General features: G+C 44.1%; 13 protein-coding genes and 1 tRNA gene. 2 read left to right on the top strand and 12 right to left on the bottom strand.

The annotated features are described in order from the left end of the window. Positions 1-187: 187 nt before the first annotated feature. The 7 genes from A2W93_06195 to A2W93_06225 form a co-directional block, all read right to left on the bottom strand. Positions 188-4,306 (bottom strand): hypothetical protein, encoded by a 4,119-nt coding sequence (locus A2W93_06195; GenBank protein OFY53211.1) that lies wholly within the window; start codon positions 4,304-4,306, stop codon positions 188-190. 1,390 nt (positions 4,307-5,696) lie between these two features. After that, positions 5,697-8,495, bottom strand: coding sequence for a hypothetical protein (locus A2W93_06200; protein OFY53212.1), 2,799 nt, complete (start codon positions 8,493-8,495; stop codon positions 5,697-5,699). Between the two features lie 15 nt (positions 8,496-8,510). Further along, entirely contained in the window at positions 8,511-8,825 is a 315-nt protein-coding gene (locus A2W93_06205) for a hypothetical protein (GenBank protein ID OFY53213.1), read from the bottom strand. 987 nt (positions 8,826-9,812) lie between these two features. After that, a complete protein-coding gene (locus tag A2W93_06210) occupies positions 9,813-12,185 on the bottom strand; it encodes a hypothetical protein (GenBank protein OFY53214.1) in 2,373 nt (790 codons plus the stop codon). After that, positions 12,172-12,486: a hypothetical protein gene (locus A2W93_06215; protein OFY53215.1), complete on the bottom strand. Its 315-nt coding sequence runs from the start codon at positions 12,484-12,486 to the stop codon at positions 12,172-12,174. The genes A2W93_06210 and A2W93_06215 overlap by 14 nt, the downstream gene beginning before the upstream one ends. 551 nt (positions 12,487-13,037) lie before the next feature. Next, positions 13,038-14,705 carry a hypothetical protein gene (locus tag A2W93_06220; GenBank protein OFY53216.1) on the bottom strand — a complete coding sequence of 556 codons (1,668 nt, stop codon included), beginning with the start codon at positions 14,703-14,705 and terminating at the stop codon, positions 13,038-13,040. Positions 14,706-14,753: 48 nt separating this feature from the next. After that, positions 14,754-15,206, bottom strand: a complete 453-nt coding sequence (locus tag A2W93_06225) for a hypothetical protein (protein OFY53217.1) — start codon at positions 15,204-15,206, stop codon at positions 14,754-14,756. Between the two features lie 437 nt (positions 15,207-15,643). On the opposite strand from A2W93_06225, the gene A2W93_06230 reads away from it, so the two are divergent. After that, complete coding sequence (locus A2W93_06230; GenBank protein ID OFY53218.1) at positions 15,644-16,651, top strand: hypothetical protein; 1,008 nt, start codon at positions 15,644-15,646, stop codon at positions 16,649-16,651. 250 nt (positions 16,652-16,901) lie between these two features. Here the strand turns inward: A2W93_06230 and A2W93_06235 are convergent, their stop codons facing one another. The 4 genes from A2W93_06235 to A2W93_06250 all read right to left on the bottom strand — a co-directional run bounded on the left by A2W93_06235 (position 16,902) and on the right by A2W93_06250 (position 19,933). After that, positions 16,902-17,732 (bottom strand): hypothetical protein, encoded by an 831-nt coding sequence (locus A2W93_06235; protein ID OFY53219.1) that lies wholly within the window; start codon positions 17,730-17,732, stop codon positions 16,902-16,904. Between the two features lie 6 nt (positions 17,733-17,738). Next, positions 17,739-18,518 carry a hypothetical protein gene (locus tag A2W93_06240; protein ID OFY53220.1) on the bottom strand — a complete coding sequence of 260 codons (780 nt, stop codon included), beginning with the start codon at positions 18,516-18,518 and terminating at the stop codon, positions 17,739-17,741. A gap of 1 nt (position 18,519) precedes the next feature. Next, positions 18,520-19,134 carry a deoxynucleoside kinase gene (locus A2W93_06245; protein OFY53221.1) on the bottom strand — a complete coding sequence of 205 codons (615 nt, stop codon included), beginning with the start codon at positions 19,132-19,134 and terminating at the stop codon, positions 18,520-18,522. Positions 19,135-19,207: 73 nt separating this feature from the next. Continuing rightward, complete coding sequence (locus A2W93_06250) at positions 19,208-19,933, bottom strand: hypothetical protein (protein OFY53222.1); 726 nt, start codon at positions 19,931-19,933, stop codon at positions 19,208-19,210. Positions 19,934-20,156: 223 nt separating this feature from the next. On the opposite strand from A2W93_06250, the gene A2W93_06255 reads away from it, so the two are divergent. Continuing rightward, a tRNA-Leu gene (locus A2W93_06255) sits at positions 20,157-20,240 on the top strand. A gap of 124 nt (positions 20,241-20,364) precedes the next feature. Here the strand turns inward: A2W93_06255 and A2W93_06260 are convergent. Then, positions 20,365-20,976 carry a hypothetical protein gene (locus A2W93_06260; GenBank protein OFY53223.1) on the bottom strand — a complete coding sequence of 204 codons (612 nt, stop codon included), beginning with the start codon at positions 20,974-20,976 and terminating at the stop codon, positions 20,365-20,367. Positions 20,977-21,000: the final 24 nt, after the last annotated feature.

A 21,000-nucleotide genomic window follows, 5' to 3' on the forward strand; every position in this document is an offset into this window, starting at 1 on the left:
TCTTCAGAGCTAACCAAAGAGGTGTTGTTGACACAAGTTTTTTCCTATTCAGATTGCACAAACTTTTTGCTTTCTCCCCAAGAAATTGATGTGACCCGCTTTTTACAAGTACAAAAAAAGCCAGAATCACTTCTGGCTCCTGTAAAATCTAAAAAGATTTTGTTGTTATTTGGGTTGTCTTTAAAACTTATTTATTCAGGATTGTGAAGCGCTGGCTCTCGAGTCCTTCAATATTCAACAGATATAAACCATCCTGCAGATTATCGAAATAAATTCGTGGCATCACGCCATCCAGCGTGCCTTCCATGATTATCATTCCCATCAGGTTAAACACTTTGTACGGCTTATTCACAAAGTAGCGGCTGGCGCGCACAGTCATGTAGTCATCAGCCGGATTTGGAAAAAGTTCTACAATAAGAGGCTCTTCATCTGTTGCGAAGTCAACGGCTACAATATCACTATACTCAAATTCTCCATTAAAATCGGTCTGTTTGATGCGGTAATAAACAACACCGCTAAGTGGGCCGTAATCGGAGAATTGGTATGTCCTTACCACATTGCTGTTGCCGGCGCCATCCACAATTCCGATGGCCTCGAATTCAATGCCGTCGAGCGAGCGCTCAACAGTGAAATAATCATTGTTGTTTTCGGTGGCAGTAATCCACGTGAGCTCTGAGCCATCAAATACTTTCTCTGCATAGAAGCCAATCATCGATACCGGCAGCGGTTCGGTAATGTCGCAATCAAACGATGCGCCGTTGGTCAGGGTCCAGTCAATGGTGTACTGGTTCGGATTGGGTTTGTCCCATTCGTTTACCATTAGATAATAATACTCACCAGCTACCACATTTACTTCTTCTACCCATTGATCTCCAGCAACATCTTCGGAAAAATCAGTTGTGCCCGGCGCTTGTTCCATGCCGGTTTTGCCAGGCGACGTTCTTGCAGCATAGGAACAACGAATAGGTGTTCCAAGCGATCCGCAGTTGTTGGCCTTAAAGAATGCAAAGTCGAGGTCGCTGACACCGTTGGGAACAATTTCCATTTCAACGGTGCCGCTTGTGGCAATGTGAACATAATACCACTCTGTAAAATATTCAGAGGTAATACATCCTTCACAATTATCCGAGGTCAAACCGGGCCCATAAGTAAACGAACTGGCAGTGACATCGGAGCATACCGGCGTGGAATTAACGCAGTCGGTGTTGGTTTCGCCCGAAGGTCCGGTCGGGAAATCGACACAAGTGAGATTGATTTGCCAGCCATCCCATGGGCCGACACTTGATGCTCCCGATGAAAATCTAAAGGTGAGACATCCACTTACATGGGTAGATGTAAAAACTCCGCCATTCCAAGCGCCACCAGCGGTATATACTGGTGCGGGACTACTGCCGCAGCCATACCACATGTTTGGAGATCCTTGTCCAGGGCCATTCTGAACATAAAGAACATCGCTGCAAACCGGCCCTGCAGCATATTCCACATCAATCATGGATATAGTAGCACGAACAGCCTTTAACGGAGTGTTCGGACAAAAAGTCCTGAATACTTGGTTGACGTTGTTGGAATAAGGATTAGCAGCGCCACCATCGTCATAATAAGAGGCATTGCAGGTAGCAGTCATACAGGCGCCTACATAAGTACTCTGGAGACCTACGGTTGGATGCAGATAAATAAGCGGTAACGTGCTGACTGAGAGTATTGCCCCGTTTGAATTGGTTTCATATGTGCAATGTCCATCAACAATACAACGATATTGATATAAATTGCAACTAACGGGAACACTAAATAATGATAGAGAAGAGGTTGTCCATCCACTGTACGTCGGCGAACTTCCGGCTGCCGCTATGTTGGTCCAGGTAGATCCATTATCGGTCGAAACCTGCCATTGAAAACCGGTTGCACCATTTGCAGAAACGGAAAAACTTGTTCCACTTCCTTCGGCAACGGTTTCATCAGTAGGTTGTGATGTAACTACCGGAGCTGAATAAATTTCTGCTACAATCGGTGTTCTTGGATAGCTTTCACAAAGTGTTGTTGTGTTGAATGTAGCAACATAGAAAGTTGTAGTGGTTCCCACTGTTGGTGCATAACTGGACCCTGTTGCAGCCGGGGCACCTCCTGTAGCGGCGGTGTACCAGTGATAACTCTCTCCTGCAGCTGCTCCTGATGCACCAAGTGTAATGGTTGCAGGGGTGGAACAACTTCCGCCGTCTGTTACCGATGGATAACCGGTAGGCGTTACGTTAAGTATTGCTGAAGCTGAAGAATTACACTCGGTCATGCATTTGTACAAAAAGCCATTATTGGAGGCGCCAATACCGGTCAATCCAAGTGTTCCGGTGTTCCATCCTGAATAGGTTGGTTCTGAACCGGCGTCTGTTATGGGTTCCCATGTCGTTCCTCCGTCAGAACTTACCATCCATTGATAAGGCCCTCCGGCTGGACTGGTTGTGGCCGTAAAGATTGCCGAGCCATTCTGGCAAGCCTGCGCATCTGTTGGGGAAGTTGCAATTGTTGCTCCAGAGCCCGAAACAGTCATGGTTATTACATTGGAGGAGCCTGTTGCCGGCGATGCGCACATGAAGTCGGAAGTCACAACACAGGATATCTGATCTCCACTGTTGAGTGTCATTGTTGAATAGGTCGATGCATCGGCATTGGCAATATCAACACCATTCAGCTTCCATTGATATTCAGGAGAGGTGCCTCCGTTAATGGGCACACATGTAAAGGATACGTTCTGACAAGGCGCTATGGTGCTTCCTGGATCGGCTGCAATTGTTCCACCAGGAGTAACAAATCCATTGATGATGGCGTCAACTTCGGTGCGGGAGCTGATGCAGGATTTTTTCTGGTAATATACAGCTCCAATAATTCCGTAGCCGTTTACGCCGGCAGCTGATAATGGACTTAATAATCCTCCCTGTACACTTCCTCCTGACATCGAGAGCGTTCCGTCATTTGCTGTAGATGTGCCGGTACAGTAAATAACCTGACTGGTTGTGTATATATATATTCCCGTCAATTGCCCGGCAGGAATTGTAAAGTCATCTACATCAATAATCGTTGGTGTTCCGATGGCTGCAGTAGTTACTGTATATGTGCCTCCAGCTTGAGTCCAGTTTCCGGGAATGGCTTCATTGCCAGAAAAGGTGCCGGTACGGTAATATACCTGAAAGTTTCTTGAAACACTTCCTTCGTTTACCCGGATTGAAATCTGTGTGACAATCAAAGGATCAGAAGAGAGGTTTGTGATATTATAGGCAGCAAAGGAATTAGCGCTGAGGGCGCCAGTTACAACTGTTAAGCCGCTATTCAACGATGTTTCAGAACTCAACGAAACGCTCTCAACATAATATGGTGTTGTCGTCGAAATACTCGGTGTTGTATAGGTGTTTCCAGTGCCCAAACATGTTCCTCCGGTGGCAGCATCGTACCAGAAATAGTTTGAAGACGAGCCGCCGCTGGCTCCCAACGTGACTGTTCCCGGATCGCAACGAATGACATCGGGTGCAACCGGCGCTGTTGGCTGAACTGTAGTGAATGAATTCACAGTAGAGGCATTCAAGCTTCCGCTGGCAGGCACAACTTTCCAGTAGTAAGTTGTCCCTAGTGTAAGACCGCTGGCGTTGTATGTCGTGGCTGCCTGATCGTTGCTGACCAATGTTGCTGGCGGATTTGTTGTTCCAAGATATACATCCCATAAAGGTGAGCACCCGCCGGCACTCCAGGAAAGAGTGGTGGATGTCGCATTGCATGTAAGGCTGGAGCCGTTGGTTGGGGCGGTGAGGGTAGGTGCTGATGTACTAGTAGTTGATAATGTGGCAAAAACAGCTCCGTTAAGAATGCTTGAAACGCCAGTCCCACCATTGCGTGTAATATCTCCAATTGAAACTGATGACGATTGCACAACTATTCCAGCAATTGTAACTGTATTTATTTTATTACCACCGCTGACATTAATTGTTATCGTTAAAGTTGTAGAACTGGAGAGAACAATTGATGCGGAAGAAATATTAAGCCCTGTATAAGAAACCGTTCCTGGACTCGTGAAAATATAATTTGCTGGAGCTGCTAAAATAATCGTATGGGTGCCGTCAGTAAGGTCAGCAGTATTTGTTTCTGTTAATACAATATTTGTTACTGTTCCTGACACAGGGAAATTATTACAGGCATCAATACTAACCGAGCCGGGCATTATTGTAACCTGACCAATACCATTGAGCCCAAACACAACAACCAACACCAACCCCAACAAAATCCGGCTAATAAAGCCCGCTTTAAACGAATAAAGTTTCTTCATAAGGCATAATTTAGTAATGCGATATTTTCTACACTCGGTGCTATTTGGATATTAAGTATAAACAGAGGTTCGCGCTGAAATAAATCAGGCGAAAAAACACAGCTGTAATTACAGCGAATAGAATTTCTGAACATGACAATAACCCCCAAATAACGGTGCTAAGATACGAAAAAGCCCGTGAGGTTTAATATGAAAGGAGCGTGTTTAACAATTATATTATCTGATTATAAGATATATAGCAATATATGTTGTGTTTGTTAATGCAAGAATACGTAGACAAAATACTGTTTATGCAACATAAGGTGAGTTTTTTATTGCTTAAGACATTGGCCGCGGTGTTTCGGTGTTTTGTAAATTAAACCCCGGGGTTTTTTGATGTTCACCGATGATTTAACAAAATATCTTGTCGAAAGGAGCAAATATGGCCTACATATGTCGATTTTGAGCACATGTAGCGACTTGAATATTTAGTTGCATTGAGGTGCGTTGGAATTTCGCCACGATGGCACGACGTGTCACGTTTTACGTGAAGACACAAGTTTTTTTGAGGCTTTTACATCTTGCTGGCATTATTGCAATAAAAGGATCAGGTCACGCGTCTGGAGACGCGCGCCCAGAGAGGCTGCGAATGTTTTTCAGGAGATCCCGGCTCTCAATGAACATTGAACAGCGAACAATCCGTGCATTCTTACGGATCAAGAGGAAGTGAGAATATCGAAGTAAAAATTCTCCTCACTTCATAATTCCTTGTTCCTTGTTCATGATTCGAAAGCTCCGGCCGGGAACTCAGTGGTGATGATTTATGTGCCTTGGTGTCTTCGTGGCTTAAGCACCTTTGGGCGCGCGTCTCCCGACGCGTGCCCATGAATAATTTATTTGTGCCTTCGTGCCATTGTGGCAATTCCGATAGCTATCGGAACTCTCTGCGCCTCTGCGAGCTTTGCGCGATGAAACTGAACCAAGATTCATCGCAGATGAAGATTGGTTCGAATTCGCGTTCATTAGCCCTGCTGAGGGAGGCAAAATCTTTCGCGTGAACCGAAGTGCCTAACAGGCACGAGCTCATGAACACCGATAAATACAAAATAATGAGTGAATAATACGCGTTAATTCGCGGACAAGCGGAGCGCCGAAGTTGTTGCTTTAATGGTTTTCGCGGAGATCCCGGCACGCATGAACTCTGAATAGCGAACAAGGAAGTGAGAATGATGAAGGATTATTTACTTCAAACTTACTTCTTACCTCATATTTCCTTGCTCCATGTTCAAGATTCAGTTTTTGTGTCTTGGTGTCTTCGTGGCAAAACAAGAGAGCCAGAATTTCTTCTGGCTCTCATAAAACCGGGTCAGGGTTTTAGGGTGTTATTTGGGTTGAAATTATTTTTTCTTTTTCAATAAACAATCAGTTTTGTGGCGGGTTCACCGTTTATAACAATCGTGTACATTCCTTTTTCAAGATTTTCTTTATAATGTTCGCGGCCATATATATCGAAAATCCGCATCTCGTCTCCGCTCACCATGCCTTCAATTTTCCAGTTTTCGCCTTGAGTTGCGGGATTCGGCACAGCTTTGAACGTGCGGGTGTCGGCCCCGCAATTGGCAACAATTGGCTCTGAATAAGCAAAGGCCCCATCAAGGTCAATTTGCTTCAATTTATAATATACGGTGCCCGGATTTTCTTCCAGGTAGCTGGTTTCGTATTTCATGTAGCTGTTTGCATTGCCGCGGCCGTCGATGGTATCAACCGCTGCAAAGGCAATTCCGTTATACGATTTCAGCACAACGAAGTAATCGTTGTTTGTTTCCGAAGCCACTTCCCAGGCGATGTCAACGAGTCCATCGTTGCATATTGCGTCGAATGAGAGTAGTTCCACCGGCAACACAATTGCACAATCCATAGCGCCGCCTTCTGCGAACTGCCATACAAGGTCAAAGCCATTGGCGCCCGGCGACCAGTTGTTGATTAAAATATAATAGCGCTGGCCGGCAGTCACACTCTGCCAATTGACCCAGCTGTCGCCCGATACATCTTCGCTGTAATCTGTGGAGGTTCCGTTCATTCCGGTATTGGTTGGCCAGCTGCTTTTGCTGCAATCAACACAATCTGCACCACCGCAATCAACACCGGTTTCGTCAGCGTCTTTCACGTTGTTGCTGCAATGGGTGCCGTCGCTGATGAAGATGGCGTAGGTTTCGGCTTCACCAGTGGGGGTGGCGGCACAAGGGTTGGCTTGATAGCTTGCGTATTGAGAAAACACTCTAAAAGCTGTTTTGCCAGGACGAGCTGTTAATGGAATCGGTATTGATAAAGTAAGGTTTTGCGGACTAACTGTGGCGCCCCCAAGATCAAATATTTCTCCTGCATCAAAAACAAGATTTTTGTTCCAGTCGAACCAAGCTCTAACGTAAGCTTGTTTCCATGTTTGGGCTCCTGTGGCTCCTATAACATTTACTGTTAAGTTATACGAGGACCCAGCATTAACGGTTGTCGACAGACTTGTATAGTTTGCATAATGTCCTGAAGTAAGGCCATTACTGTTATTACTAATAGTGTTAAACACTACATTGTAAATGCCAGTTGAAAACCCCCCTGCATAGGATTGTCTGCAATATGTTGGAGACATGGCATAAGAGCAACGAACCGGATCACCCAGTGTTGCGCAAGTGTCTGCTTCATATAAGGCAAAATCATAATCTTCAAAAAACTCTTCCGGTTTCATATCCAACGCCAGTTTTCCATCGGCAGTAATTTCAAAATAGTACCAGCTTGAAAAATTCTCCGACAGGTTACAGCCACCACAAGTAGAAGTGAGGCCTGGTCCCGGGCTGGATGAATTCAGATTGGTAGCTCCACAAATTGGAATTGCAGTATTACAGTCATTATTTGTTTGAGATACTTGACTGCAATTAACACACCCCAATGTGATGTTCCAGCCATCTAAATTTGTAATTGCGTTTGAGTAAAAAACAAATGTCAAACAGCCACTGCTGTTTGTAGAAGTTATTGTCAATGGCAATGATGCAGACCAATTGCCGCAACCACCCCATAAAAATGGCGAGCCTTGTGTTGGACCATCTCTGATAATTAGAGCGTCATTTACACAACCTGATGAACTCTCAATAACTAAACTGTTAATGGTGGCAGTCATACATTTGCCAGGAAATTCCGGGCAAAAAGTTCTGTAAATTTCATTAATGTTGGGCGAATATGGATTTGCATTTCCGTCATCTACATAAGTTCCGGAGCAGGTGTTCACCATGCAGGCTCCGTTGTATGTCCCCTGTATTCCTTCGGTTGGATGTTCATAATAGCCGGGAATTTCAGGACAGTTAATGTAAAAAGAAACATTGGTGATATTGCTCGAAGCATCTTCGTTGTCGCAAATGAAATAGTAAGTAACACCTGAATCAAGAGCAAGAGGTCCAAAAGTTGCGCTACTGGCAGCGGTGCGACCAATACAAGTCCAACCAGTTGAAGTACAGCTTGTGTTGTAGGCAAAGTTGATATATTCTGCGCTGGGGTTTCCCGAAAGTGTCAGAAAAGTACCAGTGTTTTGGGTGGGGGTATAAGCAAAGATGGCTTCTTCGCCAGGTGCAGCATTGCCGCAATACTGGTTATTCCAATCTCCGCCTCCCTGGAAATTCAGTGTTTGTGTTTGACCGCAAAGAATGGTTGGTACGCTCGCGCAGGGCCCGGTTCCAAGTGGTTCATACACACAGAAATTGAAATTTCCAAATGAATTGTTTCCGTATTCCCAGACACGGATATAAATGGTTGTGCCTGGTGCAAGTCCGATCCGGTCTATTTTTGGCATATAATAACCGTTGTCGCTGTCGTCGTCGTCGCATTCAATCAGGGTTAGACCTGTGGTACAATCGCCGGAGTAAATGGCCATGGCAATATCGGTCAGACCACCGCTGGGTGTTTGTGTGTCGAAAATCAGATGGCCGGAGGCCGGAACAGTAACCGAAAACCACACATCGCCGCCCAGATAGTTGCCGCAGCCGGGGGCCGGGGGCACTGTTGGCGAGGTTGTAGGAGTTGCGCCAACGTTGGAATAAGTTGAAAAGGTGCATGAACTGCTTGCTGTGAGTGCAATGGCTCCGGTGCAATTATCATTGGCTGGCTGAGCAACGGAGACAGCCGATAAACAACAAACAGCGGTAATTATGGATATAAATCTTTTCATAGGCCCTCCTTTCTTTTAGTTCAAATCCGGAAGAACCGGGTCTTTATGAATCTGAACCGGTGGGTTTTGTATAATTTTCAACTCATCCTGCAGCTGCTGGATTTCGTCGTTGAGGGTTGCTTTCCGCACATTGTCGGCCGAGTTTTCGAGTTCGGTTTTCTTTGCACGTATCTGTACATGAATTTCATCTTCGCGCTGCGAATTTATCGCCGGAAGCGTTTTTTGTATCTGAACCGGCTGAACAGCTTCAGTCTGCATCTTCGATTCATTCGGGGCGATGCTTATCGTCGTTCCCTCAGAAACCACAGTAATGCTGTTCTGAGCAACCACGTCAGAACAAGCGAAAACACAAAGCAAAAAGACCCCCGTCCCAAATAACAATAGCGTTTTCATATGGCATATATTTTTTGAATGATATGAGATGCGAAATAAATCAGTCTACATAAGATTGTTTGAGCGCCGAAAAGTAAAAACAAGTCGAAAAAAAAATGATGTAAGTATTAAATAAAAGTCGCTAAGGCAGAAATAGTGAGGCGATAAAACACGTAAAGCCAGGATTACTCAGCTAAAAATAATAAATTTCAAGTGAAAACGCAAATATTGTGGACAAAGTTAACACATAAGACCTCTTTTTGTATGTTTTTTCTGAAAATATGTAAATGGTTGTATATTACTTAAATGAGTTTTAACGTCTTAAAAGACAGTTGGTTACAAGTTGATTTAATTATAATATTTTTATTGGGAAAAGCTATCTTGGTGATTATCAGTACGTGATATTTGGTATTATTTCGCGATAAATTTAACAAAGTGATTGGATTTTGCCACAATGGCTTAAGACGCATAATCCTAATATAGTGCGGATATCGCCACAAGGGCACGAATACACAAGTTTTTTTATGCTTCTACATTTTGCTGGCATTATTGCTATAATAGGATCAGGTCACGCGTCTGGAGACGCGCGCCCAGAGAGGCTGCGAAGGTTTTCGAGGAGATTCCGGCTCGCATGAACACTGAACAGCGAACAAGGAAGTGAGAATATCGAAGTAAAATTTCTCCTCACTTCATAATTCCTTGTTCCTTGTTCATGATTCGAAAGCTCCGGTCGGGAACTCAGTGGTGATGATTTATGTGTCTTCACGTAAAACGTGACAAGTGGTGCCTTGGTGGCGAATCTCTCTGTGCCCCTGCGCCCTCCGCGCGATATTTTCGTGCAATCTCTCTGCGGCTTTGCGATCTCTGCGCGAAATTCTCTGCGGCTCAGCGCAAAAAAAGCCAGGTGATTTCCCTGGCTTTTCAATGCTCTTGCGGTTGGATGAATTAATCGTCGGTTCTTAATACCATAAATGAATGCCGCGAAAGCCCTTTTACTTCAAAGTAATACGCGCCTTCTTCGAGATCACTCACCGGTAGTTTGAAGTGGGTTGTTGTAACTATTCCGAATTCCACTTCGGCTCCGGCAGAATTGTAAATCGTGTATTCCCTGTCAAGCAAAGTAGCGTCGCATGAGATGAACATGGCTTCGGAGGAGGGGTTGGGATAAATGTTGAGCCATGGTTCTTCGTTACTGAGAAAATCCACCGCAATTACATTGCTGAAATTAAATTTTCCGTCGAAATCGGTTTGTTTTATTCTGTAATAAGCCACTCCTTTCACCGGTTCCGGATCGGAATATATGTATCGGATAATTGTGTTGCTGTTTCCTGCTCCGTCAATGTCGTAGAGCGGGTAAAAATCGAAAGCATCTGTTGAACGTTCTATTGTAAAATATGCGTTGTTGCTTTCCGTAGCTGTTTTCCAGATGAGATCAATGGTGCTTTCATTCACTACAGCGTAGAAATCGAGAAACGAAACCGGCAACACTTCTGAACAATCGAACGAGGCGCCCCCTGATAGCTGAAAATCTATGGTGTAGGCGTTGGGCTCTCGTTTGTCCCATTCGTTGATCATGAGAAAATATTCTTCACCTGCCTTAATTTCCATTTCGGCCACCCACTGGTCGCCTGCTACGCCTTCTGCCATATCTCCGGCTTCGACAGTAAGCCCGGTTTTTCCTGGAGGAACATAGGCGGCATAACTGCAGCGGATCGGCATTCCAATATCGCCGCAGGCGTTGGACTTGTAAATGGCAAAATCCATATCGCTGTTGCCGAGCGGAGTTAGCTCTAATTCCATGATGCCTCCTGAACTCACTTTAAATCTGTACCATTCGGTGAAGTTTTCCGAAGTCACACAACTTCCACAGCCTTCCGATGAGGTTCCGGGACCCCATACCTCAGATGAAATTGTTTGATCATCGCAGATGGCTGTGTTTCTTGGACAATCGTTGTTGTACGAAGAGTCAGGCCCCGCAGGGCTTGGTACGCAGGCCAACTCGGCATTCCATCCTTCCCAGGTTCCGTTGGGTCTGTTGTTGGAATAGAATGTAAAGGTGAGGCATCCGCTTAGATGAGTAGAGCGAAAAATGCCGCTGGTGTATATCCCGGCCAGTGTAATTATTTTTTTATTGATGCTGTTTCCACAACCGGCCCAGATAATATCACTGTTTTGAGTAGGTCCGTTGCGAACGATAATATAGTCGTTGCAGACATTTGGATTTAAGGTGTAGTCAATATCGAGCAGGTTGAACGAGGCCTGAATGGCACTGTAAGGAGTGCCCGGGCAAAATGTGCGGTAAACCGAATTGATATTGTCGTTGTATGGATTGCCAGGCCCGCCATTGTCATAGTAAGATCCGGTGCAGGTATTCACCAGGCAGATGCCTAAATAAGTGTTTTGGATTCCGACCACAGGATGGAAATAGGGCCCACCCTCGGCTTCGGGGCACGCACCACAATCAAACGGACAGTTGTTGCAGGATTCCGACGAACCGCAGAAATAGTCGCCACAAATGTCTGTAAAACTTTCCGTCGCTCCTATATCAAATGTGCCCTCAGTTATGCTGGTCACACCCAGCCAGTAATATCCTTCGGTCAGCCCTGTAAACTGCACTGTGTCTGAAGATGAAGCACACACCGCAGAAGCAACAGACGCTGTTTGCCCGGTTGGTGTACATACGTAATCGTACATCAATAAATATTGCACATCGCTCATCGTGGCATTTTGCATAAATACATCCACCGTGTTGTTTCCTTCATCGGTTGAGAATCCGTACCAGACGGTGTTTCCGGAGGTCGCGCAGCCGGAACTGAAATCAGCCGTAGCCCCTATATTTGATTGCGATGTCAGGTATGTTCCATTGAGCGGAAGCGTTACTGCACTATGAATGTTATCGTTTGAGGTTAAACATCCGATCACACCTCTCCATCCAGCCAGGACGCCAATTTTATCAGAGACAAATTTAATAGTCAGGCAGCCACAACTGGAATAAACAATTTGAGGCGTTGCCCCTAAACTGAAAGTTTTGATTAACGGATCTGCGGTGCTTGGGCCATCGTAAATTGTCATTACATCTTTCAGTGCAATATTCAGCATTGTGAAATCGATATACAACAGTCCTGTGGGACTGCAAAAGGTCACAATATAGTTTTCATAGCCATTGTAGTTCCCGGTGGAATCGCCGGAGTCGTAAAAAGTGCCGCTGCAGGTTGTAACAGTATCGCCATCGAATAAATTAATAAGGTATTTCTGAGCGTGTAAACCACAACTCAACGACAGTAATAGTAATGTAAGGAGCGCTTTATTTTTCATCATCGCCTCCTTTCTTTGATTCATCGCGGGGTTCAACCACTGCTGTGATTTTTTCTCCCGGAATGGTTACAACAACTTTAATTTTATTTTCCGAAGCAACGTCTTCTGTCTCCGGTTTCTGCATTATTTTCGATGTCTGGAGAACCAGCCCGGCATCTGCTTTTACAGCATTTGCAGAAGTCTGTATTTTCATGGATTGAGTCTGATTGCTTATCCCTTGAGCAAGGATTGTTTCGCTCCACAAAAACGATACAGACAAAACGACTACAAATAGTAATGTTTTCATATTATATCCCTCCCACATTTTATTGCCTTAAGTTACAAAACATCACATATAAAGACAATAAAAAAATAGGCGAAAAAGTGTTAATTAACGACATAAACCAAAAATCGATTTCCGGTTATTGCATTGTGAATACACAAAAATGAGTTGGAAAGCGGATGTCTGAAATTATTTGTTGGATTTCAAATTAAATGAACGATTCAAAAATTAATTATAAATGAAAACAGCTGATTATTTTTAACAAAACCCTCTTCAGTCCTCATCTTTGGTGTGTTAAGACTGTTGGAAAATCATTGCTTTCGTTACGCGTTGCAAATAGCTGTCAGTAATCAACAATCAGCTCTGAGAAGGAGCTTTAAAGGCCAACCTCTCTGCGTCGCAAAGCGACCTGAGTGCTTTGTGCCGCATGCCTCATCATCTCTCCGACTTTTCCAGGTCACTGCGTGATTCTTGAAGGTCGGGAGCTAAGCCATGCCCTATGCTCTGTGCTTTGTGCCTTGCGCGTTGTGTCTCACGCGTTGCGCTTTGTGCTTTGTGCTTTGCGCCTCATGCCCTACGTCCCGCGTGTTACGCTATTGCATAAGCCGGTATTCTTTTTCCGTTTTATTCCCGGCCAAATCGGTGAAATCGACGCGGAGTATTTTCAGTGTGGTTTTTTTTGCCGTACTCAGCGGAATAGTGAAGGTGTCCGATTTTAAATCATAAGTCATCAGCGTCCATTCGCCGTTGATGTAAGCATTGAATTGGTCAATGTCGGTGCTGTTATCGGTAACCTGCAGTGAGATTTCTTTTTGCCATGTAAGTTTTGAAGTGGCGGGAATATTTGTTTTTGAAATCACCGGTGGAATAGTGTCGGTCATGAGTCGGAAAATACCGCTGCGATCAATGTCCGCAGTCATTTTACCATCCTCATTCATCGCGGGTTTCCAGACTTTGTCAATGTTTTTTCCGGATACTTTTGCCAACAGTATTTTTTCATTTTTTTCTTCCTTCGGAGCGAATGAAACGTGAATGGGTTTTATCAACGGAATTTCGTTGTAACCAATCTTCCAATACACGTCGGCACCTGTTCCGAATTCGGCCAGCAAAGGCTCGTCCAGGGCCAGATCGCTGTAAAAAGTCCCGGTATCGCATTTCACTGTCAGATGCTCTGTTGAGAATTCATGAAAATATTTTGTACAGATTACATGCTTTCCAACAGATGGCGCAACAATGTTGCCTTTTCGAATGGTGGTGCTGAAAACCGAAGGGTTGAATTCCGTATCGGTAGCTTTTACTGTGAGTTTGTGCCGAAGTGTGTCCGTCAGAATAATCAATCCATCGTTTGAATATTGTTTGAAAAAGCGCTGCCTGAGATGATTCCCGGTGTATGTTGTAACGATCTGCTTGTTGCTGTTTAATCCCGCATAATGATCGAAAACGCCGCGACAGGCGCCGGACTGGTCAAATGAAAAACGGTCGAAGTTGATACTCCAGATTGGAACATCATCAATCAGGACTTCTATAATTTGCGGCAGGAGCCGGTAGTAGGAAAACGACTGAAAATCCTGAACGTCGAAGCCCAGAAAAAACGTGTCGGGGACAATGATTTCGGTGGCCGTGGTAAAAATATTTCCTTTTTTTATTGTTTTGTAATAGGTTGCTTTTGCAGGCAGGAAGCCACCTGGCTGCATCCGGTAAATGCTGAGTTGACGAAACTGCGGTTCCATCAGATCATCGACAGGGATGAATTTGAGCGGGTTCACCGGATCATCGGTGGCGGCATCGCGTATTTCGAAGTGGAGGTGAGCACCAAACGAAAAGCCGCTGTTTCCTGCAATTCCCAGCACCTGTCCTTTTTTCACAGTGACGGTTCCGGCAGGAATCTGAATATCGGTTTCAAATACTTTGTTTGCGTACTGGTATTCTAAAACCAGCGAATCGATGAATGGTGCAAAGGAATCGAGATGGCCATACACCGATGAATAGCCGTTGGGGTGGGTGATATAAACCGCTCTTCCATATGACGCAGAATTGTAGCGCACACGCGAAACATAGCCGTCCCAGATGGAAAAGACATTCATGTTTGTCCGGTTTCTCACACTCACATCAATGCCTGAATGAAAGTGGTTTTTACGATATTCGGCAAAATTGCTTGTAAGCTGAATCGGCTTTGTCATTGGAGGATAGGCATTGCTGCTTACCTGTGTCAGAGCGACCAGTGCGTTTGTGAGAAAAATTAAAGTGAGGATATATCGCATAAAAAAAGCTCCATTGAGGAGCTAAAATTAATAAATTCGGGCCAGATTCTAGTTTTCAATCTGCTCGTCCCAGCAAAATTCTTTGATTAGGTCAAAAGCGCCTTTCAAACCAAGTTCAAAAGCTTTTTTCCAGTCAGCGCAGGCGCCTTCTTTGTCGCCGAGCTCGCCTTTGGCAATTCCGCGCAGGTCATACACCTCGGCATAGCCGGGTTGCATTTCCAAAGCTTTATTATAATCGCGGATAGCACCTTCAAAATCTTTTAAATGATATTTGCACAAGCCGCGGTAAGCTACAGCTTCTGCATTGTCAGGGTTCATTTCAGACACTTTGGTGAAAATCTGAATTCCCCCTTTGTAGTCTTTAACTGAAATACGATTGTATCCTTTTTTCAATAATTCGTACTCATCCTCAGATCCGGTCAGCTGACTGCTGGTCGTACAGCTTCCCAAGGCAATGAGTAGAATCATCAGCGGAAAGAGTAACTTTTTCATTTTTCTCAAGTTGGTAATGTCCCCGTTTGTACGATAACAAAAATATTCGGTTTCAAAATTACGAAAATTTCTGTATATGAAATCATTAAAATGTTATTAAAGTCAAAATCGACTGCTTTGGGGGATGTTGAGAATGTGTTGGTCGGTGAAATATAGTACAAGACCTAGGTCAGCCACCATGAATCATGAACAAGGAGCAAGGAATTTTGAAGGAAGAAGTAATCTCCTTAAATCATGAACATAGAACAAGTAATTATGAAGTAAGTTTAAAGTATCCTTCAACGTTCTCACAGCCTTGTTCGTTATTCCTTGATCAATATTCCTTCATAATTCTCACATCCTTGTTCCTTGTTCAATGTTCAGACGGTCTCAATAAAATATTTTCTACCTTTACTCGTTGTTACACACAAAACCAATCTGTGAAACGCGTATTCCTTTTTATTTCGATGCTGATGCCTTTGGCTCTCCTCGCACAAAACGGAGCCAACAGAGTGTTTCCTTTTCTTGAACTTTCCAATAGTTCCCGATTGACGGCTTTGGGTAGCAACATGGCGAGTATTCACGATAATGATGTCAGCCTTGTACTTGCCAATCCATCCTATATCAACGATTCGATGCACACGGCACTGGCTCTTAATTATACGGATTATTTTTCTGACATCAATTACGGCTTTGTTACTTATTCGCATACCGCAAAAAAGATCGGAAGTTTTGCAGCAAGCGTTCAGTATCTGAATTACGGATCATTTCAGGAAACCGATATTTATGGAAACACACTCGGTGATTTTAATGCTTACGATATGGCCGTCACCTTGGGCTGGGGCCGCAAACTGCATGATAATTTTTCTATCGGTGCCAATGCAAAATTAATTTATTCCGATTTGTATAAAGTTGTTTCATCAGGCCTGGCGGTAGATCTGGCGGGCAGTTATTTTAACGACAAAAAGTATTTCAGTGCTACGCTGGCTGTCCGGAACGCTGGTCGGCAGATGAATACTTACGTTCAGGGCGTTTCCGAACCATTGCCTTTCGATGTTCAACTCGGTGTTTCAAAACGATTGTTGCACATGCCTCTGCGGTTTTCTGTACTCGCGCACCATCTGTATAAATGGGATATCCGCTATAATAATCCTGCTGATGCCGAATACGACCCACTCACAAGTTTGATTATTGAAGAAAGAAAATTGAGCGCGTTCGGCGATAAGCTGATGAGGCATTTCGTTATCGGCGCAGAGATTGCTCCGTCGAAATCTTTTGCCTTTCGTATTGGATATAATTATCAGCGACGAAAAGAACTTACCGTGTCCTCGCGTTTATCAACAGTTGGACTCAGCTGGGGCTTTGGATTCCGTATAAAGAAATTCTATTTTTCCTATGCACGCAGCGCCTATCATTTGGCCGGTTCTCCCAATGTGATTACGCTCTCGACAAAGATTGATGATTTTTTGAATTAAGTCGTTACACGTGGAATTTATCCCGATGCAAGCGGGAATCGTTACACGTGGAATTTATTCCGCTGAAAGCGGAAGGCGTTACGGATTCTCAGTTAAATCTCTCTTCACACATTTCCACACCGGCGAACGAGTCACGTTTTACGTGAGCCTCACATCTGCGAAGCAGCACATCTTCACATATTTCTTCGCACTGGCGCGGATCTGTCATTCGTGACAGTGAGTTTGCGCGTTGTGCCGCATGCCGTATGCTTCATGCCTTATGCCCAGCCTCAAACGCCAGATACTGCTTATACGGGTCCTGATTGAATACATCACAAAGCTCGCTGTAGAGCGGTGATCCAGAGTTAGCCAGATATTCGGGTTTCTCAAAAAACAATTCAGTGGAAACTGCAAAATACTCGTGAATGTTTGAATAACCGTATTCACGCAGCAATCCATGACGCTGGTAGGGATTGTAGATCTCGAATTTTGCGCGCATAAAAACCGGTTTCAGTTTCATGAGTAAATGATGATAGCTCGCATCTTTTTCAATGATCTCAATCGCAAATGCATGAGCGAGCTCGTGCAGCCCAACGTTGCGGCCATCTGTTGCATCGCGAAGGCCTATTTCAAAATCTTCCCATGAAAGACAAATCATTCCGTTTACATCCACCTCCCCTTTGTATTGTCGCTTGGTGCGCGGGTCGAGATAATGTGCAGGAAAAACTTTTATTTTATTCAGATAGCCCAACAGACTTTTTTCAAGTCCAAAAGTAATCTCAACAAATGTTGCTGAAATCAGGATTACCTGTCTGGGGCCCAATATTAATCCGGCCTGCGGATAAAAAACGGTGCTGCGGTTAAATTTGATTACGCGCCAGATAAATTCCCGTTTCTTTTCCGGAGATAATGTTTTGTAATAATACATTTCGTTCAGCAGAATTTTATCAATGTCTGCTTCGTGACGATGCAGCGGTATATGAACGCCTTGTTCGGTTTCAGTATCGCTTGCTGTAAGAAACATGGAGGGAAATTTTAATTTGAGGTACATTATTCCCCCCAAAAAAACAGCAAATAAAATAATTGCACCGGCTTCGCTCATAAACACCTACAATAACGAATTTCTGAAGATATCGGGAAAATGCTCTTTCAGACTTTCGATATCGGAGGGAACATCTACGGAATGGCCACGGTAGCGGGTTTCAATTACCCTGATAGAATATCCGTTTTCGAGCCAGCGCAATTGCTCGAGCGATTCGGCTTGCTCAAGTCGCGATGGCTGCAGCTTTATAAGTTGCGATAACGTTTTGATGCGGTATGCATAAACACCGATGTGCTGACGAAACGGAAACTGTTCGAACAGAAACTTGTCGCGGCGCGGATTCCGGATGAAGGGAATTATTGACCGGCTAAAATACATGGCATTGCCCGAAGTATTTACAACCACTTTCATGCAGTTTTCCGAAAACAATGCATCATCCGAATCGAAGGGCCTTACAAGGGTTGCAATGTTTACTCTCGGGTCGGTGAATGCTGCTGCAAGCTGATCAATAATAGCAGGATCGATAAATGGTTCATCACCCTGAATGTTTATGATAACAGTTTCCTCATCGTTGGCATCTGCACCGGCCAGCAAAGCAGCTTCGAAACAACGGTCGGTTCCGCTTGGATGATTTGATGCCGTCATTAAAGCTTTCCCCCCAAACATTTCTGCTTTCTGGAGGATGCGGTTGTCGTCGGTAGCAATAAATAATTGCGACAACCAGGTGGCCTTCGACGCATTTTCAAATACCCACTGTATCATTGGCTTTCCGGCAATGATGGCGAGCGGTTTTCCGGGAAACCTCAGTGAGGCATAGCGTGCAGGTATGATTCCGATGAATTTCATATTAGAAAAGTCCGAAAAGTTCGGCATTTACTTTATCAATAATGAGTCCCAGGTCTTCCTTGCTTTCGTGAAATTTCACTTTCTCCACATCGATGATGAGCAGCTTGCCGTCTTTGTATTCGCTGATCCAGCTTTCGTAGCGCTCATTCAGACTTTTCAAATAATCGAGACGAATCGAAGCTTCATAATCGCGTCCTCGTTTCTGAATCTGACTCACAAGTGTGGGAACATCAGCGCGAAGATAAATAAGAAGATCAGGCGCCTTGATGAATGACACCATCAGCTCGAAAATGGATTGATATGTTGCGAAGTCGCGCGACGACATAAGACCCATGTCGTGCAGGTTGGGAGCGAAAATACAGGCGTCTTCATATATCGTGCGATCCTGAATAACGTTCTGTGCCTGTCGGTGCAATTCAACAATCTGGCGGAACCGGCTGTTGAGAAAATAAATCTGAAGATTGAACGACCAGCGCTTCATATCTTCATAAAAACTGGTCAGATAGGGATTGGTGTCAACATCCTCATATTGCGGAGCATATTTATAGTGTTTGGCCAGCAGCGCGGTGAGGGTGGTTTTGCCGCTTCCGATATTTCCTGCGATTGCTATGTGCATAAGACGATATTTATTTAATCAGGGTGCTAATTTCAGATTTTTATTTCAAAAAAAGAAAAAATAAATTGACGTATCAGTTATTTTTTCTGAAGAGGAGAATTTTTTTGTGAACTAGAATGGCGATCCATTGGGCCGAGACAGCTATTCCGCGAATGTCTTTAAGTTCTGTTTCAACAATTGCTTTTTCGTGCAGCCGGGTGTGATAGGCCTGGAGCGTATCGTTGAGTACATAGTACAATACATCTCCATCGAGCGACCAGTAATCAGCCGCTTCATTAAAGCGCAATTGCAGATTTCCGAACTGATCAAAAATATATGCCGGACCTTTTTTTTGTGCCAGCAAAACATGATCATCCGATTCCTGCAGAACGGTGGGTGAGTACATTTTTACATCCATCAGCAGCCCTGCGTTTGTTTTTGAAGTCACGGTCAGTTGCTCCGAAAATCGCACCAACTCTACAGTTGAAGATGTAAGTGTCCAGAAGGCGTTGTCGTACGAACTGCAAAGCATGGCAATATCACCAGTCTCCAGCAATGTGAAATCGATGGAATTTATTTTTGCAAATTGCGAGCTGTAGATATCGGCCACCTGCATGTCGCGATTGAAAACGATAATTTTGTATGGATTCGAAGCATCAATCTGCCAAACACTGCTTTTACCCTTGCGGCCGGGAATCGCTACCGGTGTTCCGGTGGTGTCGTATTTCAACATGCTTCCGTTGTCGAAAACAACATATATGGAGCCCATCGGGTCAACGGAAAAAGCAGCCGGTTGTTCAGTAAGAATGTATTCCCGCATTTGTTGCAGGTTCTGCGCGTGTGTTGAAAAAGCCGCACACAAAAGGAGTATATTGAATAAAATAAAAGGCCTCATAGGTACAATCAGTCAAAGATAATAATTTTTGAGGGAAAGATGAATTGACAATGATATTGATTTTTTTGTATTTTTGCACCCCGCGAACGAGTTATTGGAATATGAGATTGAAAATCTCAAATCGTATATCTAATTTCTCAAATCATTTGCCCGAGTGGCGGAATTGGTAGACGCGCTGGTCTCAAAAACCTGTGAGCGCAAGCTCGTGCCGGTTCGATCCCGGCCTCGGGTACAGATTATAAACAATAAGCCCATGTAATTTAGTTAATTGCATGGGTTTTTTGTATAGCTGCGGAAACATTGCGGAAACATTTGGGCAAATTCTGCCTTTTGAGGTGTTTTTTACCCGGTCAAATTTATTCTGATTGAAACATCAGTTGAAACATTTTTGGTGATAGCTGCCACCGCAGCATATCGAATTTGTCCAATGCCTTTTCAGTCTTTATTAATCTGATGTATCTTTTTGTCGGCTTTCCTTTGTATGTATAGGATTTCCGCTGCCGATGCATTTGCTGCAGCCTTTCTTCAGCTTCAAAATATGATTCAATGTAATAGCTTCGCTTTGTTAGCATCTGTTTGTTGTAATATATCCGATGCTTATATGCCTGCCGGGATTTCCAAATGTGGCTACCGTAGCATTTATATAAGATTCTGCACTTGCGGCCTGTTTCCGGGCAGATAAAATACAATACTTCACCCCTGCCCAAATTTGATTTTTTTGTGGTGAATGATATTTGCCGCTGATATCCGAAGCTTTCACCTGATGCCAATGTGATTGTATATGTTAGCTGAATCCACTTTTCAGCTGCCATGTAGTTTGTTTCAATACTGATATTGCTGCCATCAGTCCATTCGATAACTCCTTTGATTCTGCAGCCCTTTTTAATATAGCCTTGGCGCAAAAGTTTCGAAAGTTCGATTCTTAATACTTCCTTGGTGCATACCGATCCGGTTGTGTTTCTGCCCATAATAACCTAAATTCTTAAGGTTTG

Source organism: Bacteroidetes bacterium GWF2_43_63, from assembly GCA_001769275.1.
Classification (GTDB): Bacteria; Bacteroidota; Bacteroidia; order Bacteroidales; family DTU049; genus GWF2-43-63.

What these genes read in the sequence shown, in the direction of transcription:
- A2W93_06215 (OFY53215.1), bottom strand. Translation starts at nt 12,486, where the DNA reads ATGTGGGAGGGATATAATATGAAAACATTACTATTTGTAGTCGTTTTG.
- A2W93_06220 (OFY53216.1), bottom strand. Translation starts at nt 14,705, where the DNA reads ATGCGATATATCCTCACTTTAATTTTTCTCACAAACGCACTGGTCGCT.
- A2W93_06200 (OFY53212.1), bottom strand. Translation starts at nt 8,495, where the DNA reads ATGAAAAGATTTATATCCATAATTACCGCTGTTTGTTGTTTATCGGCT.
- A2W93_06235 (OFY53219.1), bottom strand. Translation starts at nt 17,732, where the DNA reads ATGAGCGAAGCCGGTGCAATTATTTTATTTGCTGTTTTTTTGGGGGGA.
- A2W93_06195 (OFY53211.1), bottom strand. Translation starts at nt 4,306, where the DNA reads ATGAAGAAACTTTATTCGTTTAAAGCGGGCTTTATTAGCCGGATTTTG.
- A2W93_06210 (OFY53214.1), bottom strand. Translation starts at nt 12,185, where the DNA reads ATGATGAAAAATAAAGCGCTCCTTACATTACTATTACTGTCGTTGAGT.
- A2W93_06240 (OFY53220.1), bottom strand. Translation starts at nt 18,518, where the DNA reads ATGAAATTCATCGGAATCATACCTGCACGCTATGCCTCACTGAGGTTT.
- A2W93_06230 (OFY53218.1), top strand. Translation starts at nt 15,644, where the DNA reads ATGCTGATGCCTTTGGCTCTCCTCGCACAAAACGGAGCCAACAGAGTG.
- A2W93_06260 (OFY53223.1), bottom strand. Translation starts at nt 20,976, where the DNA reads ATGGGCAGAAACACAACCGGATCGGTATGCACCAAGGAAGTATTAAGA.
- A2W93_06250 (OFY53222.1), bottom strand. Translation starts at nt 19,933, where the DNA reads ATGCGGGAATACATTCTTACTGAACAACCGGCTGCTTTTTCCGTTGAC.
- A2W93_06245 (OFY53221.1), bottom strand. Translation starts at nt 19,134, where the DNA reads ATGCACATAGCAATCGCAGGAAATATCGGAAGCGGCAAAACCACCCTC.